Consider the following 15929-nt stretch of genomic DNA (forward strand, 5'->3'; position numbering starts at 1 on the left):
ATAAATTACTTGTTAGTAACCAGCTTGCATCGTGACAATGCAAGTGGTTGGGTTGCCTCGGCAGCAGGAATCACTGCCTTGACGTTGTAATAATCCCATGGGCTCTTAGAGTCAGATGGCTTCTTCACTTCGAGCAAATACATGTCGTGCTCAAACTTACCATCAGCGCGGATTTTTCCCTTGAATAATCCATCATCAATATTGGTGGATTTCAAAGCCTTCATTACCGCTTGAGTATCGTCAGTGCCAGCTTTTTGTACTGCAGTTAAGTAAGCAAGAACTGATGAATAAACGCCAGCCTGAACACTGGTGGGCATGCGCTTATGCTGCAAGATGAAACGCTTAGAGAATGCGCGCGTCTTATCATCTTTATCCCAATAGAAACCTTCTGTTAAGTACATGCCTTGTGCAGCATTCAAACCCAAAGAGTGAACGTCTGAGATAAACATAAGCAAAGGCACTACCGTTTGCTTTTTGTTGATACCAAACTCTGAAGCCTGCTTCACTGAGTTAATTGTGTCTTGACCGGCATTCGCCAATGCCACAACATCGGCACCACTGGCTTGGGCTTTTAGAAGATATGAAGAGAAGTCGCTGTTAGGGAATGGGTGCTTACTGGTGCCCAATACTTTACCGCCGTTAGCATTAACAACGTTGGTTGAATCCTTCTCCAAAGCAGCACCGAAAGCGTAGTCGGCTGTAATGAAGTACCAATTCTTTTTACCTTGCTTTACAACGGCTTTAGCAGTGCCGTTTGACAGTGCATAGGTATCGTAAGTCCAGTGCACATTATTCGCAGTACATTTTTCATTAGTAATTGGCAATGAAGCTGCGCCAGAAACTAAGGTGATTTTATTTTTTTGTTCTGCTACTTCCATTACAGCCAAAGCAACGTTGGTAGACACCAACTCAACAATCACATCTACACCATCTTTGTCGTACCACTCGCGCGCTTTATTTGCGGCAATGTCTGCTTTGTTTTGATGATCAGCACTAACCAACTCAATCTTTTTACCAACAACAGTGCCGTCCTTTGAGAAGTCAGCGATCGCCATTTTTGCTGCAATCACGGCGCCAGGACCAGCTAAGTCTGAATACGTTGAAGATAGATCGGTCAATACGCCAATCTTGATTACATCACCACTCACTTTAGATGTTTGTGCAAACGCTGGGTTTGAACCAAAAAAGGTTGCCGCCACCAGACACGCGGTAATTTGCTTTAACTTCATTTTTGTCTCCTATAGATAACCACTAAACACCAAGATACTCATTCAATAAGCTTGCTTTCTCAGCAAGCTCGTTTTGATTAACCACTTCCACCACATTGCCGTGCTCAACCACATAATGACGATCCGCCAAGGGCGCAGCAAAGCGGAAGTTTTGCTCCACCAACACAATCGTGAAACCTTTATTGCGCAAGCTTGTAACCACCTCACCCAGCTTTTGAACAATCACCGGGGCCAGGCCTTCAGTAATTTCATCTAGTAAGAGTAGTTTTGCGCCCGTTCTCAGGATGCGGGCCATTGCGAGCATTTGCTGCTCACCACCTGATAGCCTTGTACCGGGGCTGTTTCGCCGCTCATAGAGGTTGGGGAACATCTCATAGATCTCATCCAAACCCATTCCGCCAGGCGCGATCTCCGGCAACAACATCAAATTCTCTTCAGTGCTTAGGCTGGCAAAGATGCCACGCTCTTCTGGGCAGAAACCAACCCCCAAGCGCGCAATTCTATAGGTTGGCATCGTAATAGTTTGAGCGCCGTAAACCTCTACCGAACCCGTTCTTTTGCTGGTTAAGCCCAAAATCGTTTTTAAAATGGTGCTGCGACCAGCGCCGTTGCGACCCAAAAGAGTAACCACCTCACCATCACGCACAGCAAAGTTCACGCCATGAAGAATATGGGACTCTCCATACCAAGATTGAAGGTTTTTAACCTCTAGGGCCATATTGCTCATATGCCGTCACCCCCGTGACTACCCATATAAGCCTCAACCACCAGCGGGTTGTTTGAAACCTCCTGATAGGAGCCTTCAGCTAAAACTGAGCCGCGCTGCAATACCGTAATGCGGTCAGCAATAGATGAAACCACCTTCATATTGTGCTCAACCATTAAAATAGTGCGGCCCTTAGCCACCCGATCAATTAACTCGGTAACGCGCTCCACATCTTCATACCCCATGCCTTGTGTTGGCTCATCCAGCAGCATTAACTCGGGCTCCATAGCCATGGTGGTGGCAATCTCTAAAGCTCTTTTGCGCCCATAGGCTAGATTTAAAGTCTCTTCGTGGGCAAAATCAGCCAAACCAACCTCACACAGGAGCGCCTCAGCGCGCTCGTTAAGCACGTTAAGCGAGTCTCCGGACTTCCAGAAATAAAATTCGGTACCCAAACCTCGCTGCAGCGCAACACGAACGTTTTCTAAAACAGTTAAATGCGGAAAAACAGCGGAAATTTGAAAAGATCGGACAACACCGCGCCGCGCAATTTGCGCTGGCTTTTCTTTGGTGATATCAAAACTATTAAATAGAATTTGGCCGCTACTAGGCTCTAAAAATTTTGTAAGGAGGTTAAAACAAGTAGTTTTGCCTGCTCCATTAGGCCCAATAAGGGCATGGATGGTTCCCCGAGTGACATCTAGATTGACATCACTCACCGCAGAAAAACCTTTAAAGGTTTTTCCAAGGCCAATTGTTTTTAATATTGTTTCTTGCAAGCTTAGATCCTCATACCCTTCCTTGGGCAAGCGTTTGAGAATAACCTAAGAGAGCGCTTACTAATATAGCGATAACCCTAAACACACAAAGTGTATGTTGTTTTATTTTGTATGGCTATTTTTAAAAAAGTTTTGAATTGCCAGTCTTGCCATCCCATCCAAAACGTCCGTAGGAACCCTTTGAGCACCCTAAACAATCATGAGGGCATATGGCTTTGCAAGCGCTGCAGCCCCTGGACACAAGTGCAACTCCTCACCAACTGCAGGTGATTGGCTGCGCCAATAATTAATAGCTAACTCTAGATCCTGAATGTTCACAAACAACATTTTTAAGAATTACTTATCGTCAAGTGACAACATGGTGCCGCGACATTTTTTTGCACCACAACGGCACTCATAGTCTTTTTTTATTTGCTTAGTAATGCGGCCCTCGACCTCAAGAGAGTAGTCATAAAAAAGCTCCTCACCCAATTTGAGATCTCGTTTAGCATAGATAAATACACGCGGCTCACCATCAAAACTATCTTCTCGTGTTTCACAACTAGGTTTACAAGAGTGATTAATCCAGCGTGCGGCGTTGCCACCGTACTTGGCATCAATACAACGCCCATCCTCCAGGGAGAAGTAGAAAGTGTGATTTGGATCTTTGGGATCGTGCGGGTGGCGCTTCTCAGCCAACTTCCAACTAATGCGCTCACCTTTGTATTCAATGATGGCCGCGCCCTTTTTAATAGGTTTTGCAGCAAACACCCCTTTACCGTGAATAGGTGAAGACCTAACAACAATGCAAGACTTATCCAGACTCGGTAAAGCCAATTTCTTTTTAGTCATCTAAATCAAACATCCAAGTTACGAGCAATTAATGCATTCTTCTCAATAAACGCACGACGCGGCTCTACCTCATCACCCATTAAGGTGGTGAAGACTTGATCGGCAGCAATAGCATCTTCAATTTTGACCTGAAGGAGAGTGCGCGAACCAGCATCCATCGTGGTTTCCCACAGCTGTGATGGATTCATCTCACCAAGACCCTTGTAGCGTTGGCGACTGAGCACGCGCTCCGCTTCGGAAAGCAGCCAAGCAAAGGCGGCTCTAAAATCTTGAATGGCTTGTTCCTTTTGATTTTTATCTGGATCGCCGCGACGCACTTTTGAGCCAGGCAATACTTTGCCAGATAAAACCGCAGCAGCATTTGCTAGGCTTTGATAATCATCACCATGAACAAAGTCAGAATTAATTGCAGATAACTTCAAATTACCATGTATACGACGAGACAGTAATAACTTAAATCGATCGGTGCGCTCTTCCTTTTGCACAATAATTTCTGGTGGCAAAGCTAAAGGATTTAAAGAGTCGGCAAGGGCAATGCGTAGCCGCTCAGCAGATTCTTGAGCAGACTGTTCGGCATCTAAATTCAACTGGGTACCGGAAGCAATTGCACGTAAAGCATCCTCATCAATTGTCCGTGACAAACGATCAACGATAGATTGAATTACTTGGTAGTGTTTTGCCAACTCATTAAGAGCTGCACCCTCAATGATTTCTCCGGCAGGAGTTTGGAGAGACGCTGACTCAAGGGCAATCTTCAATAACAATTGGTTAAGCTCAACATCGTCCTTAATGTATTGTTCATTCTTACCAAACTTCACTTTATATAACGGTGGTTGCGCAATATAAATATGGCCGCGCTCGATCAACTCCGGCATCTGTCTATAAAAGAAGGTAAGTAGGAGTGTACGGATGTGGCTACCATCAACGTCCGCATCGGTCATGATGATGATGCGGTGATAACGCAGTTTATCGGCCTTATATTCTTCAGCACCAATACCGGTACCAAGTACGGTGATTAAGGTAACCACCTCTTGGCTTGCCAACATCTTGTCAAAACGCGCCTTTTCCACGTTCAAGATTTTTCCCTTAAGAGGAAGAATCGCTTGGAAACGGCGATCACGCCCCTGCTTTGCAGAACCTCCCGCAGAGTCTCCCTCGACAATAAATAATTCAGATTTAGTTGGATCTTTTTCTTGGCAGTCTGCCAATTTTCCAGGAAGACCTAAACCATCTAGAACCCCTTTGCGACGAGTCATGTCACGCGCTTTGCGGGCAGCCTCACGGGCACGAGCGGCATCGACAATTTTCCCGCAAAGGATTTTTGCATCAGCGGGACGCTCTTGAAGATAGGCGCTCAAAGCCTCGGCAACAATTTCTTCTACCGGGCCACGAACCTCACTGGAAACTAATTTATCTTTTGTTTGGCTTGAAAACTTTGGTTCAGGCACCTTAACCGACAGCACGCAGGCAAGGCCTTCGCGCATGTCATCACCAGAGATTTCTACTTTTGCCTTCTTGGCGACCTCATGTTCATCAATATATTTATTGATAACACGCGTCATAGCGGCACGTAAACCAGTTAAATGAGTACCACCATCACGCTGAGGAATGTTGTTAGTAAAACAAAGTACTTGCTCACTAAAACTATCATTCCACTGCATAGAGACTTCAGCAGTAATGTTGCCACCCAAGTCTGATGGGCGAATACCTTCTGCGTAAAAAATGTTTGGATGTAAAACATTTTTGGTTTGGTTAATGTATTCAACAAAACCTTTAACACCACCAGAGAATGCAAAATCCTCTTCTTGACCAGAGCGCTGATCAATTAATTTGATGTGAACGCCGTTATTTAAGAAAGAAAGTTCACGGATACGCTTAACAAGAATTTCATAATGAAACTCTACATTTCCAAAAATATCTTCGTCTGCTAAAAAGTGAACTTCAGTTCCGGTTAAAGTTGTATCACCAGTAATGGTAATTGGTGATGTATCAACGCCATTTTCTTTTTGAATGTTGCGATTCTGAACCACACCACGCGCAAACTCCATGTGGTGAGCTTTACCATCACGACGGATAGTCAACCTCAACCATTTTGAAAGTGCGTTAACACAACTAACACCAACTCCATGCAGACCACCTGAAACCTTATAGCTATTTTGGTCAAACTTACCACCGGCATGTAACTCGGTCATCACAATTTCAGCCGCACTTCTTTTTGGCTCATGCTTATCGTCGTACTTAATTCCTGTTGGAACGCCACGACCGTTATCAACAATTGAAATTGAGTTATCGGTTTGGATAACAACAGTAATCTCAGAGCAATAACCTGCTAATGCCTCGTCAATAGAGTTATCTAAAACCTCGAAAACTAAGTGGTGCAGACCTGTGCCATCAGAGGTATCTCCGATATACATACCGGGGCGTTTACGAACCGCCTCAAGACCTTCTAAGATCTGGATCGATGATGCACCGTACTGCTCTACTACTTTTTTTTCTTCAGTCATTTTTTTCTAAATTAAATACGCATTGGCATCACAACATACTTGAAGTCTTCTGAACCTGGCAAAGTAACGACTGCACTACTATTGGCGTCACCTAAGCTAATTTGAATTTTTTCATTCTTCAAGTTTGATAAAACATCTAATAGGTAGCTTACGTTGAAACCAATTTCAACTTCATCACCACCATATTCAGTCTCAATCTCTTCCTGCGCCTCTTCTTGTTCAGCATTTGTTGATTGAACGGTAATTCGATTTGGCGACAAAGAAAAACGAACACCTTTAAATTTATCGGTTGTCAAAATTGCAGCTCGTTGTAGAGCAGATTGCAAAACATCACGCCCAACCACCAATGAATTTTTGTGACCCTTAGGAATTACTCGCTGGAAATCAGGGAATTTACCCTCAACCAACTTTGAGATCAATTCAATATCGCCAAAAGTAAACTTCACCTGGTTTGATGTAAGACTCATCTCCAGCATCTCATCTGAATCCTCAAGAAGATGTTGGCACTCGAGAATGGTTTTACGAGGAATGATAATTTCCTGCCTTTCCCCGGACCCCACTGGAGCCTCAGCTAGTTCAACTTGAGAATAGGCCAAACGATGACCATCAGTAGCCACAGCGATCACCTGCTTGCCCTCAACAACCAACAACATACCATTGAGGTAGTAGCGAATATCTTGCTGAGCCATTGCAAAGTGAACCTGACTAACCAGTTGACGAAAACTCTTTTGAGTCATCTTCCAACTTGCGGTTACCTCACCAACACTTTGCATCACAGGGAACTCAGTCGCAGACAAGGTTTGCAAAGAGAAGCGGCTCTTACCACTCTGAACAACCATCTTGTTATCCTTAAGATTTAATGACACCGGCCCCTCTGGAAGAGCGCGCAAGATATCAAGCAGTTTTCTAGCAGCAACTGTGGTCGTTACATCTTCAGCACCAACACCAAAACTGGCATTGGTTGTAATTTGAATTTCTATATCAGTGGATATAAAGGAAACTTTGTCACTCTGCTTCTTAAACAATAAATTTGCCAAGATAGGTAAGGTATGTCGACGTTCAACAATGCCACTAACAACCTGAAGGGGTTTTAACAAACTGTCACGTGAGGTGTTTACTAGTTGCATTGCTTTTAAATCCTTGTATATATCTTATTAGTAGTAGTAGTAAGGCTCATTATTTCGGTGGATAACTCAAAAACCGTATATAAAACAACCCATTAAAACCAAAAAAACCTGTGGAAAACTTTTGTATAAACGCTGCATAAATATTGGATAACCTTTAATCAACACCCTATTTTTGCATGAAGCGTGAGCTTTCCACAATTTATCCACATGATGTCCCCAAAGTTATCCATTGAGCTATCCACAACCTTATCCACAGGCTAAAGATTATGACTTTAGGGTTTGCTCGATAACGTGGATTTCGTGGTTGAGTTGACCATCGTGAGAGCGCTCCTCACCAATCTTTCGAACAGCATGTAAAACCGTGGTGTGGTCTCGTCCACCAAATAACTCCCCAATCTCCGGAAGGCTTTTCTGGGTAAGCTCTTTGGCCATAAACATCGCGATTTGGCGTGGTCGAGCAATATTTGCCGGACGCTTCTTGGAATACATATCCGCAACCTTGATGCTGTAAAAATCTGCCACCGCCTTTTGGATGTTTTCAACTGAAATTTGACGGTTTTGTATTGAGAGTAAGTCTTTAAGGGCTACGCGAGCCACATCAATAGTGACCTCTTTGCCGTGGAAGCGAACGAAGGCCAAAATCTTCCGTAATGCGCCCTCTAGCTCTCGCACATTGGATCTCAAGTGCTTTGCTACAAAGAAGGCCACATCCTCACTCATGGGAATGCCCTCACTTAAAGCTTTCTTCATCAAAATGGCTACCCGCATCTCAAGTTCAGGGGGTTCAATGGCAACTGTTAGGCCCGAGTCAAACCGTGAAATGAGGCGATCATCTATCCCAGCCATTTCCTTTGGGTAGGTATCACTTGTGATGATGACCTGGGCTTTGTTGCTGAGGAGCGCCTCAAAAGCATAGAAAAACTCCTCTTGCGTCCTAGATTTCCCACTAAAAAACTGAATATCATCAATTAATAAAAGGTCTAAGGAGTGGTAATAGCGCTTAAAGCGGTCAAAAGCCTTTTGTTGGTATGCCCTGACCACGTCGGAGACATACTGCTCTGCATGGATGTATCGAATTCGGGCATTGGGCTTCTCTTTTAAAAGATGGTTCCCAATTGCGTGGATTAAATGGGTTTTACCCAAACCAACACCGCCATACAAAAACATGGGGTTATAAGAGGTGCCTGGGTTGTGGGCAACCTGAATTGAGGCAGCCCTTGCCAATTGATTGGCCTTACCGGTTACAAAAGTCTCAAAAGTAAGGTTGGGGTTTAGCTTGGAATGATCTTCAATTTCAAAAGCCTGCTCTTCTGTCGAGGCGCTATCTGCGGTAATTACAGGCTCTTGGGGCTCTGACTTTGCTTGTGGGATGTGGGCCGGCATTGTTTGGCCGCTCGATCCCTCGACATTAAGTGTGAAGTTTAAGGTGATTGGATGACCAAAGTATTGGTCAGCCATCTCTTGGAAGCGGTCAGAAAAAGTCTTTTTTATCCAATCAAGTTTGAACCTATTTGGAGCCCCCAATATGAGTGATTGCTCACTTTCATCATAAGAAACCAGGCTTAGCGGAGCGATCCAGGTTTTAAATTGTTGGGGGGAGAGCTCGCGAGCAAGCGCGCCTAGGGCGCCATCCCAAAACCCCAGTGGGCTAAGTGAATTCAATGTGGGTGGATTCTGTAAGTTACTCATATTTTTGGAGGATCCATTGTAGCGATCCCACAAAGTTATCCACAAGCCAGAAAAACGTGGAAAACCTGTGGATAACTTGTGTATAAAAGCTAAAAATTCATTTAAATCAATGGCTTAATAAAAACACCCAAACAAAATAGAGAAAAATACCTATATATTCTTCCGCAGCGGTTGACCTTTTGCTGCGCAACAAGGAAAATACGGGGTTTTGCAGGATGAATCATGAAAAGAACATACCAACCCTCAGTAACACGTCGTAAACGCACTCACGGATTCCGCATTCGTATGAAAACTAAGAGTGGACGCGCAGTATTAAACGCACGCCGCGCTAAAGGCCGCAAACGTCTAGCCGTTTAATTTAGCAGTTGAATAGCGCCAGGATTTCTGAGTTACTAAAAACACGCCCCAAGACAAGTTTGTATTGGGGTTTGTATTTGGCATCTCCGGATCAGGGCGCAAAACCAGACTTAGGCATTGCGGTAGCTAAAAAACTAGCTAAGCGTGCGGTAGACCGCAACCAATTAAAACGCATGATCCGTGAACTGATCAGAAGCGCTCAAGCCACAAGCCTCAACAGTGATGTTGTTGTGAAGCTGAAAAAACCAATTGGTCGCGAAACCCGTGGCAGACTTAGATGTAAAGAAAAAGAAGTTCTGCGCACTCAAATCGCAGGGCTTATCTAACGTGCGCCTATTTAACAAACTTGCTATTAAAGTTGTGAGGCTCTATCAAGTAGCGCTTAGCCCTTTTATTGGTATGCATTGTAAGTTCTCACCCTCCTGTTCTCAATACGCATGCGACTGCTTTACTAATTACGGATTTTTGAAAAGCTTTGGGCTAATAGTTTGGCGCATCTTGCGTTGCAATCCGTGGTCACAGGGCGGCTACGACCCCGCAGTAAAACCAACACCTCATCATTAAGTGAATGCAAATGGACTTTAAAAAAACAATTCTTTGGGCAGTTTTCTCTATGTCGGGTCTCATGTTGTACAACAACTGGCAGGTGCACGAAGGAAAGCCCTCGATGTTTGGTGGAAGCCCTACAAGTAGTGCTGTTGTGGCTGATAAAACCCAAGCGGGCAAGGTGGACATTCCATCACCGGTTCAGAATCCAAGCATTCCAGCGCCAAATCAAACGCCAGCCATTGTTGCTGGTGCAATTGAAACATCGGAAAAGTTTATATTGCAAAACGATGTGTTGGTTTTAGAAATCAGCGCCAATGGCGCCAACATTATTGATGCGAAGCTACCCAAGCAGCTGACAGCAGAAAAAAATCCGGTCGAACTATTTCAATACGCGCCAAACCATAAATATTTTGCGCGTTCAGGTTTAATCGCTTTGGGCAATGCGGACTTACCTAATCACACCAGCACATTTAAGTTGGTGCAGTCTGGTAAAGATGAATCCGGAAAGCCTTTTATTGTTTTGGCTAGCGAGCGCAACGGCGTAAAATTAGAGAAGACTTTTATCTTAAGCCCTGGCAGTTATGTTGTTGATGTTGGACATCGCGTTACACAAAGCAATGCAAATGCAGCACCATTGGTTCTCTACACAGAGATCGTGCGCGACGCCTCACAAGAGCAAAAAATTGGACCCTTTGGTGGCGCATTCTCAGCAAGCACTTTTACTGGCCCTGCCGCTTATACCGAAAAAGAGAAATTCAATAAACTGGAATTCACGGCGATTGATAAAAATAAAATCACTATCCCAACACAGGTGCCAGCAGGAGACCCTGCTTGGATCGCCATGGTTCAGCACTACTTTGCCAGCGCGTGGATTCCTGGTGATAAGACAGCGCGCGATATTTATGCGGGAAGAATTGACAACAACCTTTACCGCATTGGCATGCAAACTCCTTTGGGTGTAGTTGCGCCAGGAATAGCTGTTGTTGAAAAAGCAAAGCTGTTTGTTGGCCCACAAGAGGAAAGCGTTTTAGAAACGATTGCTCCAGGTTTTGCTTTGTTGAAAGACTACGGCTACCTCACCATTCTTGCTAAACCTATTTTCTGGTTGCTAGAAAATATTCACGCTTATGTTGGTAACTGGGGTTGGTCAATCATCTTGCTGACTATCTTGATTAAGTTGGTGTTCTTCCCACTGTCTGCAGCTAGCTATAAATCAATGGCACGCATGAAAGAAGTTCAGCCGCGCTTGCTTGCTATGAAAGAGCAATACAAAGGTGAGCCGCAAAAATTAAACCAAGCGATGATGGAGATGTATCGCAAGGAAAAAATTAATCCTTTGGGTGGCTGCTTACCAGTGGTCATTCAGATCCCGGTATTTATTTCTTTGTACTGGGTTCTACTGTCTTCAGTAGAAATGCGCAATGCACCATGGATTGGTTGGATTCACGACCTATCAGTTCCGGACCCATATTACATTTTGCCAATCGTCATGGCAGCTTCTATGTTTGTGCAAACCAAACTCAACCCAACACCGCCAGATCCAATTCAGGCAAAGGTGATGATGTATATGCCGCTAGTATTCTCGGTAATGTTCTTCTTCTTCCCGGCGGGCTTGGTTCTGTACTGGGTGGTAAATAACTTGCTGTCGATTGCTCAACAATGGCAGATCAATCAAATGTTTGGAAAGAAGCCAGCTAAATAAATTTTTTAGCTGACCAAAGATGAATATGGAGTGCCCGCAATGATGACTCGAAAGTTGCCCATCATTGCGGTTGCAACCGCACCAGGAAAAGCTGGTGTTGGCGTCATTCGCATAAGCGGAGCTCAGCTCTTACTGCTGTCAGAAGCTTTATTTCAGAAGACGCTCTCGCCCCGTCAGGCAAACTTATTGACACTTCGTGATGCGCAAGGCGAGTCGATAGATCAACTCATTGCCATTTACTTTGCCGCCCCCGCCTCCTTTACTGGTGAAGATGTCTTGGAGCTGCAATGCCATGGGGGACCACAACTTTTAGAGTTGGTCATGAAGCGTTGTCTTGAGCTGGGAAAAGATCAAGGTCTGGTAATTGCTGAACCAGGTGAATTTTCCTTACGCGCTTATCTGAACAACAAAATCGATTTAGCCCAAGCAGAGGCTATCGCAGATTTAATTGATGCCCAAAGTGAAGCGGCCGTTCGAGGTGCTGCGCGTTCATTGCAAGGGGCCTTTTCAAACGACATCAATAGTTTGATCGAGGAAATTACCCAATTACGTATTTTGGTTGAATCCACTCTAGACTTTCCTGAAGAGGAGATTGAGTTCTTAGAGAATGCCCAGGCTCGTGAGCGCCTCAGTGCGGCGATGAAAAAGTTGCATGCGCTTCGCGAGGGTGCCAAGCAAGGAAAAATTTTGCGTGACGGTATCCAGTTAGTTTTAGCCGGCGCCCCCAATGTTGGAAAAAGCTCCCTTTTGAATCGCCTGGCCGGCGAGGAGGTGGCTATTGTCACGCCTATCGCTGGAACCACAAGAGATCGAGTTAAGGAGAGCATCACCATTAATGGAGTGCCTATGCACATCATTGATACCGCTGGTTTACGTGAGACCGGCGATTTGGTTGAGGCAAAAGGTATTGAAAGATCTTGGGAGGCCATTCGAGCTGCTGACCTGGTTATATTTCTACAAGATCCAAGCTCTACGGATAAAAGCAATAACGCCGAGGCCTCAGCGTTGAAGGCCCAAATATTGCAAGCGCTTCCACCGAAGTGCCCCGTTTTAGAGGTGCGCAATAAATCAGACTTATTGAGCGAATCCGCATTAAATCAAGATGGGAACGAGTGTCTGCTGATTTCAGCGAAGACGGGCGACGGTATCGAGGGACTCAAACAGAAAATCTTAGAGTCGGTGGGATGGGGCGGCACCCAAGAGGGTGCTATTTTGGCTCGTAGACGGCATTTGGATTGCCTAGATAGGGCTGCCACACATTTAGATACGTCAAATCAATTCGCGGCAGATGGCAATGTATCGCTGGAGTTATTTGCAGAAGAGCTCCGTTTAGCACAAGATCAGCTTGGGCACATTACCGGAAAATTGCTCCCCGATGACCTTTTGGGCAAGATTTTTAGTCAATTTTGTATAGGCAAGTAAAGGGTTTGCTCTTGGTGGACCAAGCCCTAAAAATATGCCCAAAATGTTAAGATGGTGCGATCAAAAATATTACATTTCATAGGGCTCTCATGACTATCAATACCAATGCACCTGAGTACGTAAAAAATCAAAAACTGATTCAATGGGTTGCCGAAGTGGCCGCCTTAACTAAACCAGATAAGATCCGCTGGTGTGATGGTTCTCAGACTGAGTACGATGAATTTTGTGAGTTGTTGGTAAACGCAGGTGTATTCAAGCGCCTCAACCCAGCTAAGCGCAAAAACGCTTTCTTAGCATTGTCAGATCCAGATGACGTAGCTCGTGTTGAAGACCGTACCTTTATTTGCTCTGAAAAAAAAGAAGATGCAGGTCCAACGAATAACTGGGTAGAGCCGAGCGAAATGCGCGCCACTCTCCAGCCATTGTTTGATGGTTGTATGCGCGGTAGAACAATGTATGTTGTGCCATTCTCAATGGGCCCAATTGGTTCCCCAATCGCCCACATTGGCGTTGAGCTTTCTGATAGCCCCTATGTTGCTATCAATATGCGCCTGATGACCCGCATGGGTAAAGCAGTGATTGATCAACTTGGCGCCACTGGTGAATTCGTTCCTTGTATTCACACTGTTGGCAAGCCTTTGGCCGCAGGCGAAAAAGACGTTGCTTGGCCTAATAATAAAAACAAGTACATCGTTCACTACCCAGAAACTCGCGAGATTTGGTCTTTTGGGTCTGGTTACGGCGGCAATGCCTTGCTAGGTAAAAAATGTTTTGCTTTGCGTATCGCATCCAATATGGGGCGCGATCAAGGTTGGCTAGCTGAGCACATGTTGATCTTGGGCGTGACTTCACCTGAAGGCAAGAAATACCATATCGCTGCTGCGTTCCCTTCTGCTTGCGGAAAAACCAACTTCTCTATGATGATTCCTCCAAAGGGCTTCGAGGGTTGGAAGGTCACTACAGTTGGTGATGACATTGCATGGATTAAGCCACGCAAAGACCTCGTTACAGGTAAGACACGTTTATTTGCGATTAACCCAGAGTCTGGTTACTTTGGTGTTGCTCCAGGCACAAACCGCCAAACCAATCCAAACTGTCTTGACTCATTAAGCCAAGACGTGATCTTCACTAACGTTGGTTTAACTGATGATGGTGATATTTGGTGGGAAGGTTTAACTGATACACCTCCAGCACATTTAATTGACTGGCAAGGCAAGGATTGGACTCCTGCTGATGGCGCTGCAGGTCGTAAAGCCGCACACCCAAATTCACGCTTCACTGTAGCTGCTACTAACAACCCTGCAGTCGATCCTAATTGGGATAATCCTGAGGGCGTAGCGATTGATGCATTCTTGTTTGGCGGTCGTCGCTCAAACACGGTTCCATTGGTAAGCGAAGCGCGTGACTGGGTTGAGGGTGTTTACATGGCCGCAACAATGGGCTCTGAAACTACTGCTGCTATTACTGGTCAAGTTGGCGTTGTTCGTCGCGATCCTTTTGCAATGATTGCATTTGCAGGCTACAACATGAGTGATTACTTCCAACACTGGTTAAACATTGGTAGCAAGCTTGCTGCTGAAGGCGCTGTGTTGCCAAAGATCTATTGTGTGAACTGGTTCCGCAAAGATGAGAGCGGCAAGTTTGTATGGCCTGGTTTTGGTGAAAACATGCGCGTGCTTTCTTGGATTTTGGGCCGTGCTGAAGGCACAGCTAAAGGCAAGGAAACTGTATTTGGTATTTGCCCAGAGCATGCTGATATGCATTGGAACGGTCTCGACTACTCAGCAGATAAGTTTGAAAAAGCCATTACTGTTGGTGCTGATGATTGGAGGAGTGAGCTCAAACTTCATTCAGAATTATTTGAGCATTTAGGTGAGCGCTTGCCTAAAGAGTTAATCGAAGCTCGTAGCAAAATTGAGAAGCGCTTAAACGCCTAGGTATTCCCTAGAAATTTAAGAAGCCTTTTCAAAAAACATCTCTATTTGATGGCCTCACCCCAACACCATGACATCGTAGTGATTGGGGCGGGCATTGCAGGCTCCAGTATTGCCAGTGAGCTGCTCGAACGTGGTCAAGCGGTTTGTATTGTTGACTCAGCCCCTCACCCTGCATCAGCATGTTCTAGTCACGCTTACGCTATTGCCCATCCACATGTTGGGCGTGGCGCCCCTCGTTTATTACGCCTAACTCGCATTGCATTTCTGATGGCTGAAGCTCGCTGGAGCAAGGTCTGGCACCAGCACGGAATCTTTCAGCCAAGCAAGAAAGACAAGGCCTTTAATCGTGATGATGTTTCAAGCTACTTACGGTCACTCGATCTTGATGAGGATATAGCACAAGCTCTTTATGCGGATGATGCAATGCAAGCCTGTGGAATTTCTCAAGACGGAATTTGGCTTCCGCGGGGCGCAGCATTAAATTTGTTTGAAGCAACGCAAGATGCATTAGCCCCCCAGCCAAAGCTGACGTGCTGCTGGAATACTTCTGTTACCCGACTAGGGAAGGTTGATGCCGGCTGGCAGTTAATCAACTCTCAAGATAGGCTCATCATGACCGCTAGCAAGGTGATTATTGCGGCAGCACTTGAAACCAAAACATTAGCTGCAAGCATCAACATACGGCTTCCCTTAAGGCCGGTACGCGGTCAGCTAAGTATTTTTTCTGTTGATAAAAATAGTTCGTGGGCACCAAAACTACCTCGTACTGCTATATCGGGCGATGGCTATTGTTTGCCGTCCAAGAAATTAGCCGATGGAAATTACCAATGGATAGTGGGCTCTAGTTTTGATGAGGGCGAGTCTGATCTTCAGGATTGGGATGCAAGTGATAACTTTAATCGTCAGCAGGCAAGAGGCTTGTTGAATTGCGTAGAAGACGACCTTAGCCAGCTTCACAAGTCGGGAAGCTTTGTAGGTGTTCGTTGCGTTGCTGGCGATCGCTTGCCGATTATTGGCGCACTTACTCAGCGCCCCGGGATATTTTTGGCAACAGCCCTGGGGTCGAGAGGCGCACTGTGGTCAGCTTTAGCGGCCAA

Annotated in this window: 13 protein-coding genes and 2 pseudogenes; 7 read left to right on the forward strand and 8 right to left on the reverse strand. The window is 45.3% G+C overall.

The window, feature by feature from the left end; all coding sequences use genetic code 11:
* Positions 1-5 precede the first annotated feature (5 nt).
* The 8 genes and pseudogenes from ACIQZ3_RS01050 to dnaA all read right to left on the reverse strand — a co-directional run bounded on the left by ACIQZ3_RS01050 (position 6) and on the right by dnaA (position 8865).
* Positions 6-1229: an ABC transporter substrate-binding protein gene (locus ACIQZ3_RS01050; protein ID WP_397389732.1), complete on the reverse strand. Its 1224-nt coding sequence runs from the start codon at positions 1227-1229 to the stop codon at positions 6-8.
* 22 nt (positions 1230-1251) lie between these two features.
* A complete protein-coding gene (locus ACIQZ3_RS01055) occupies positions 1252-1956 on the reverse strand; it encodes an ABC transporter ATP-binding protein (protein ID WP_397389733.1) in 705 nt (234 codons plus the stop codon).
* Entirely contained in the window at positions 1953-2714 is a 762-nt protein-coding gene (locus ACIQZ3_RS01060) for an ABC transporter ATP-binding protein (protein ID WP_397389734.1), read from the reverse strand. The genes ACIQZ3_RS01055 and ACIQZ3_RS01060 overlap by 4 nt, the downstream gene beginning before the upstream one ends.
* 192 nt (positions 2715-2906) lie before the next feature.
* Positions 2907-3041 (reverse strand): annotated as a pseudogene (locus tag ACIQZ3_RS01065) (DUF3717 domain-containing protein); the annotation flags it as partial.
* 9 nt (positions 3042-3050) lie between these two features.
* Positions 3051-3545, reverse strand: a complete 495-nt coding sequence (locus ACIQZ3_RS01070) for an SET domain-containing protein (RefSeq protein WP_397389735.1) — start codon at positions 3543-3545, stop codon at positions 3051-3053.
* Positions 3546-3550: 5 nt separating this feature from the next.
* On the reverse strand, positions 3551-6049 hold the full coding sequence (gyrB, locus tag ACIQZ3_RS01075) for a DNA topoisomerase (ATP-hydrolyzing) subunit B (protein ID WP_397389736.1): 2499 nt from the start codon (positions 6047-6049) through the stop codon (positions 3551-3553).
* Between the two features lie 11 nt (positions 6050-6060).
* On the reverse strand, positions 6061-7176 hold the full coding sequence (gene dnaN / locus ACIQZ3_RS01080; protein WP_397389737.1) for a DNA polymerase III subunit beta: 1116 nt from the start codon (positions 7174-7176) through the stop codon (positions 6061-6063).
* A gap of 264 nt (positions 7177-7440) precedes the next feature.
* The gene (gene dnaA / locus ACIQZ3_RS01085; protein ID WP_397389738.1) at positions 7441-8865 is read right to left on the reverse strand and encodes a chromosomal replication initiator protein DnaA; all 1425 of its coding nucleotides are present in this window, start codon (positions 8863-8865) and stop codon (positions 7441-7443) included.
* 222 nt (positions 8866-9087) lie between these two features.
* Here dnaA and rpmH point away from each other — a divergent pair, with 222 nt between their 5' ends.
* The 7 genes and pseudogenes from rpmH to mnmC form a co-directional block, all read left to right on the forward strand.
* Positions 9088-9222 carry a 50S ribosomal protein L34 gene (rpmH, locus tag ACIQZ3_RS01090; protein ID WP_011903922.1) on the forward strand — a complete coding sequence of 45 codons (135 nt, stop codon included), beginning with the start codon at positions 9088-9090 and terminating at the stop codon, positions 9220-9222.
* A gap of 77 nt (positions 9223-9299) precedes the next feature.
* Positions 9300-9548, forward strand: coding sequence for a ribonuclease P protein component (rnpA, locus tag ACIQZ3_RS01095; protein ID WP_397389739.1), 249 nt, complete (start codon positions 9300-9302; stop codon positions 9546-9548).
* 1 nt (position 9549) lies between these two features.
* Entirely contained in the window at positions 9550-9786 is a 237-nt protein-coding gene (yidD, locus tag ACIQZ3_RS01100) for a membrane protein insertion efficiency factor YidD (RefSeq protein WP_397389840.1), read from the forward strand.
* A 10-nt stretch (positions 9787-9796) separates the two neighbouring features.
* Entirely contained in the window at positions 9797-11473 is a 1677-nt protein-coding gene (yidC, locus tag ACIQZ3_RS01105; protein WP_397389740.1) for a membrane protein insertase YidC, read from the forward strand.
* 42 nt (positions 11474-11515) lie between these two features.
* Entirely contained in the window at positions 11516-12895 is a 1380-nt protein-coding gene (gene mnmE / locus ACIQZ3_RS01110; RefSeq protein WP_397389741.1) for a tRNA uridine-5-carboxymethylaminomethyl(34) synthesis GTPase MnmE, read from the forward strand.
* Between the two features lie 89 nt (positions 12896-12984).
* Positions 12985-14832, forward strand: a complete 1848-nt coding sequence (locus ACIQZ3_RS01115; protein WP_397389742.1) for a phosphoenolpyruvate carboxykinase (GTP) — start codon at positions 12985-12987, stop codon at positions 14830-14832.
* A gap of 48 nt (positions 14833-14880) precedes the next feature.
* Positions 14881-15882, forward strand: a pseudogene (mnmC, locus tag ACIQZ3_RS01120) (FAD-dependent 5-carboxymethylaminomethyl-2-thiouridine(34) oxidoreductase MnmC); the annotation flags it as partial.
* Between the last annotated feature and the right edge of the window lie 47 nt (positions 15883-15929).

Origin of the sequence: Polynucleobacter sp., from assembly GCF_044342855.1 — a bacterium.
Classification (GTDB): domain Bacteria; phylum Pseudomonadota; class Gammaproteobacteria; order Burkholderiales; family Burkholderiaceae; genus Polynucleobacter.

Excerpts from the sequence above, each read along its gene's own strand:
- dnaN (WP_397389737.1), bottom strand. The coding sequence starts at position 7,176 with ATGCAACTAGTAAACACCTCACGTGACAGTTTGTTAAAACCCCTTCAG.
- dnaA (WP_397389738.1), bottom strand. The coding sequence starts at position 8,865 with ATGAGTAACTTACAGAATCCACCCACATTGAATTCACTTAGCCCACTG.
- gyrB (WP_397389736.1), bottom strand. The coding sequence starts at position 6,049 with ATGACTGAAGAAAAAAAAGTAGTAGAGCAGTACGGTGCATCATCGATC.
- ACIQZ3_RS01050 (WP_397389732.1), bottom strand. The coding sequence starts at position 1,229 with ATGAAGTTAAAGCAAATTACCGCGTGTCTGGTGGCGGCAACCTTTTTT.
- rpmH (WP_011903922.1), top strand. The coding sequence starts at position 9,088 with ATGAAAAGAACATACCAACCCTCAGTAACACGTCGTAAACGCACTCAC.
- mnmE (WP_397389741.1), top strand. The coding sequence starts at position 11,516 with ATGACTCGAAAGTTGCCCATCATTGCGGTTGCAACCGCACCAGGAAAA.
- ACIQZ3_RS01115 (WP_397389742.1), top strand. The coding sequence starts at position 12,985 with ATGACTATCAATACCAATGCACCTGAGTACGTAAAAAATCAAAAACTG.
- yidC (WP_397389740.1), top strand. The coding sequence starts at position 9,797 with ATGGACTTTAAAAAAACAATTCTTTGGGCAGTTTTCTCTATGTCGGGT.
- ACIQZ3_RS01070 (WP_397389735.1), bottom strand. The coding sequence starts at position 3,545 with ATGACTAAAAAGAAATTGGCTTTACCGAGTCTGGATAAGTCTTGCATT.
- ACIQZ3_RS01055 (WP_397389733.1), bottom strand. The coding sequence starts at position 1,956 with ATGAGCAATATGGCCCTAGAGGTTAAAAACCTTCAATCTTGGTATGGA.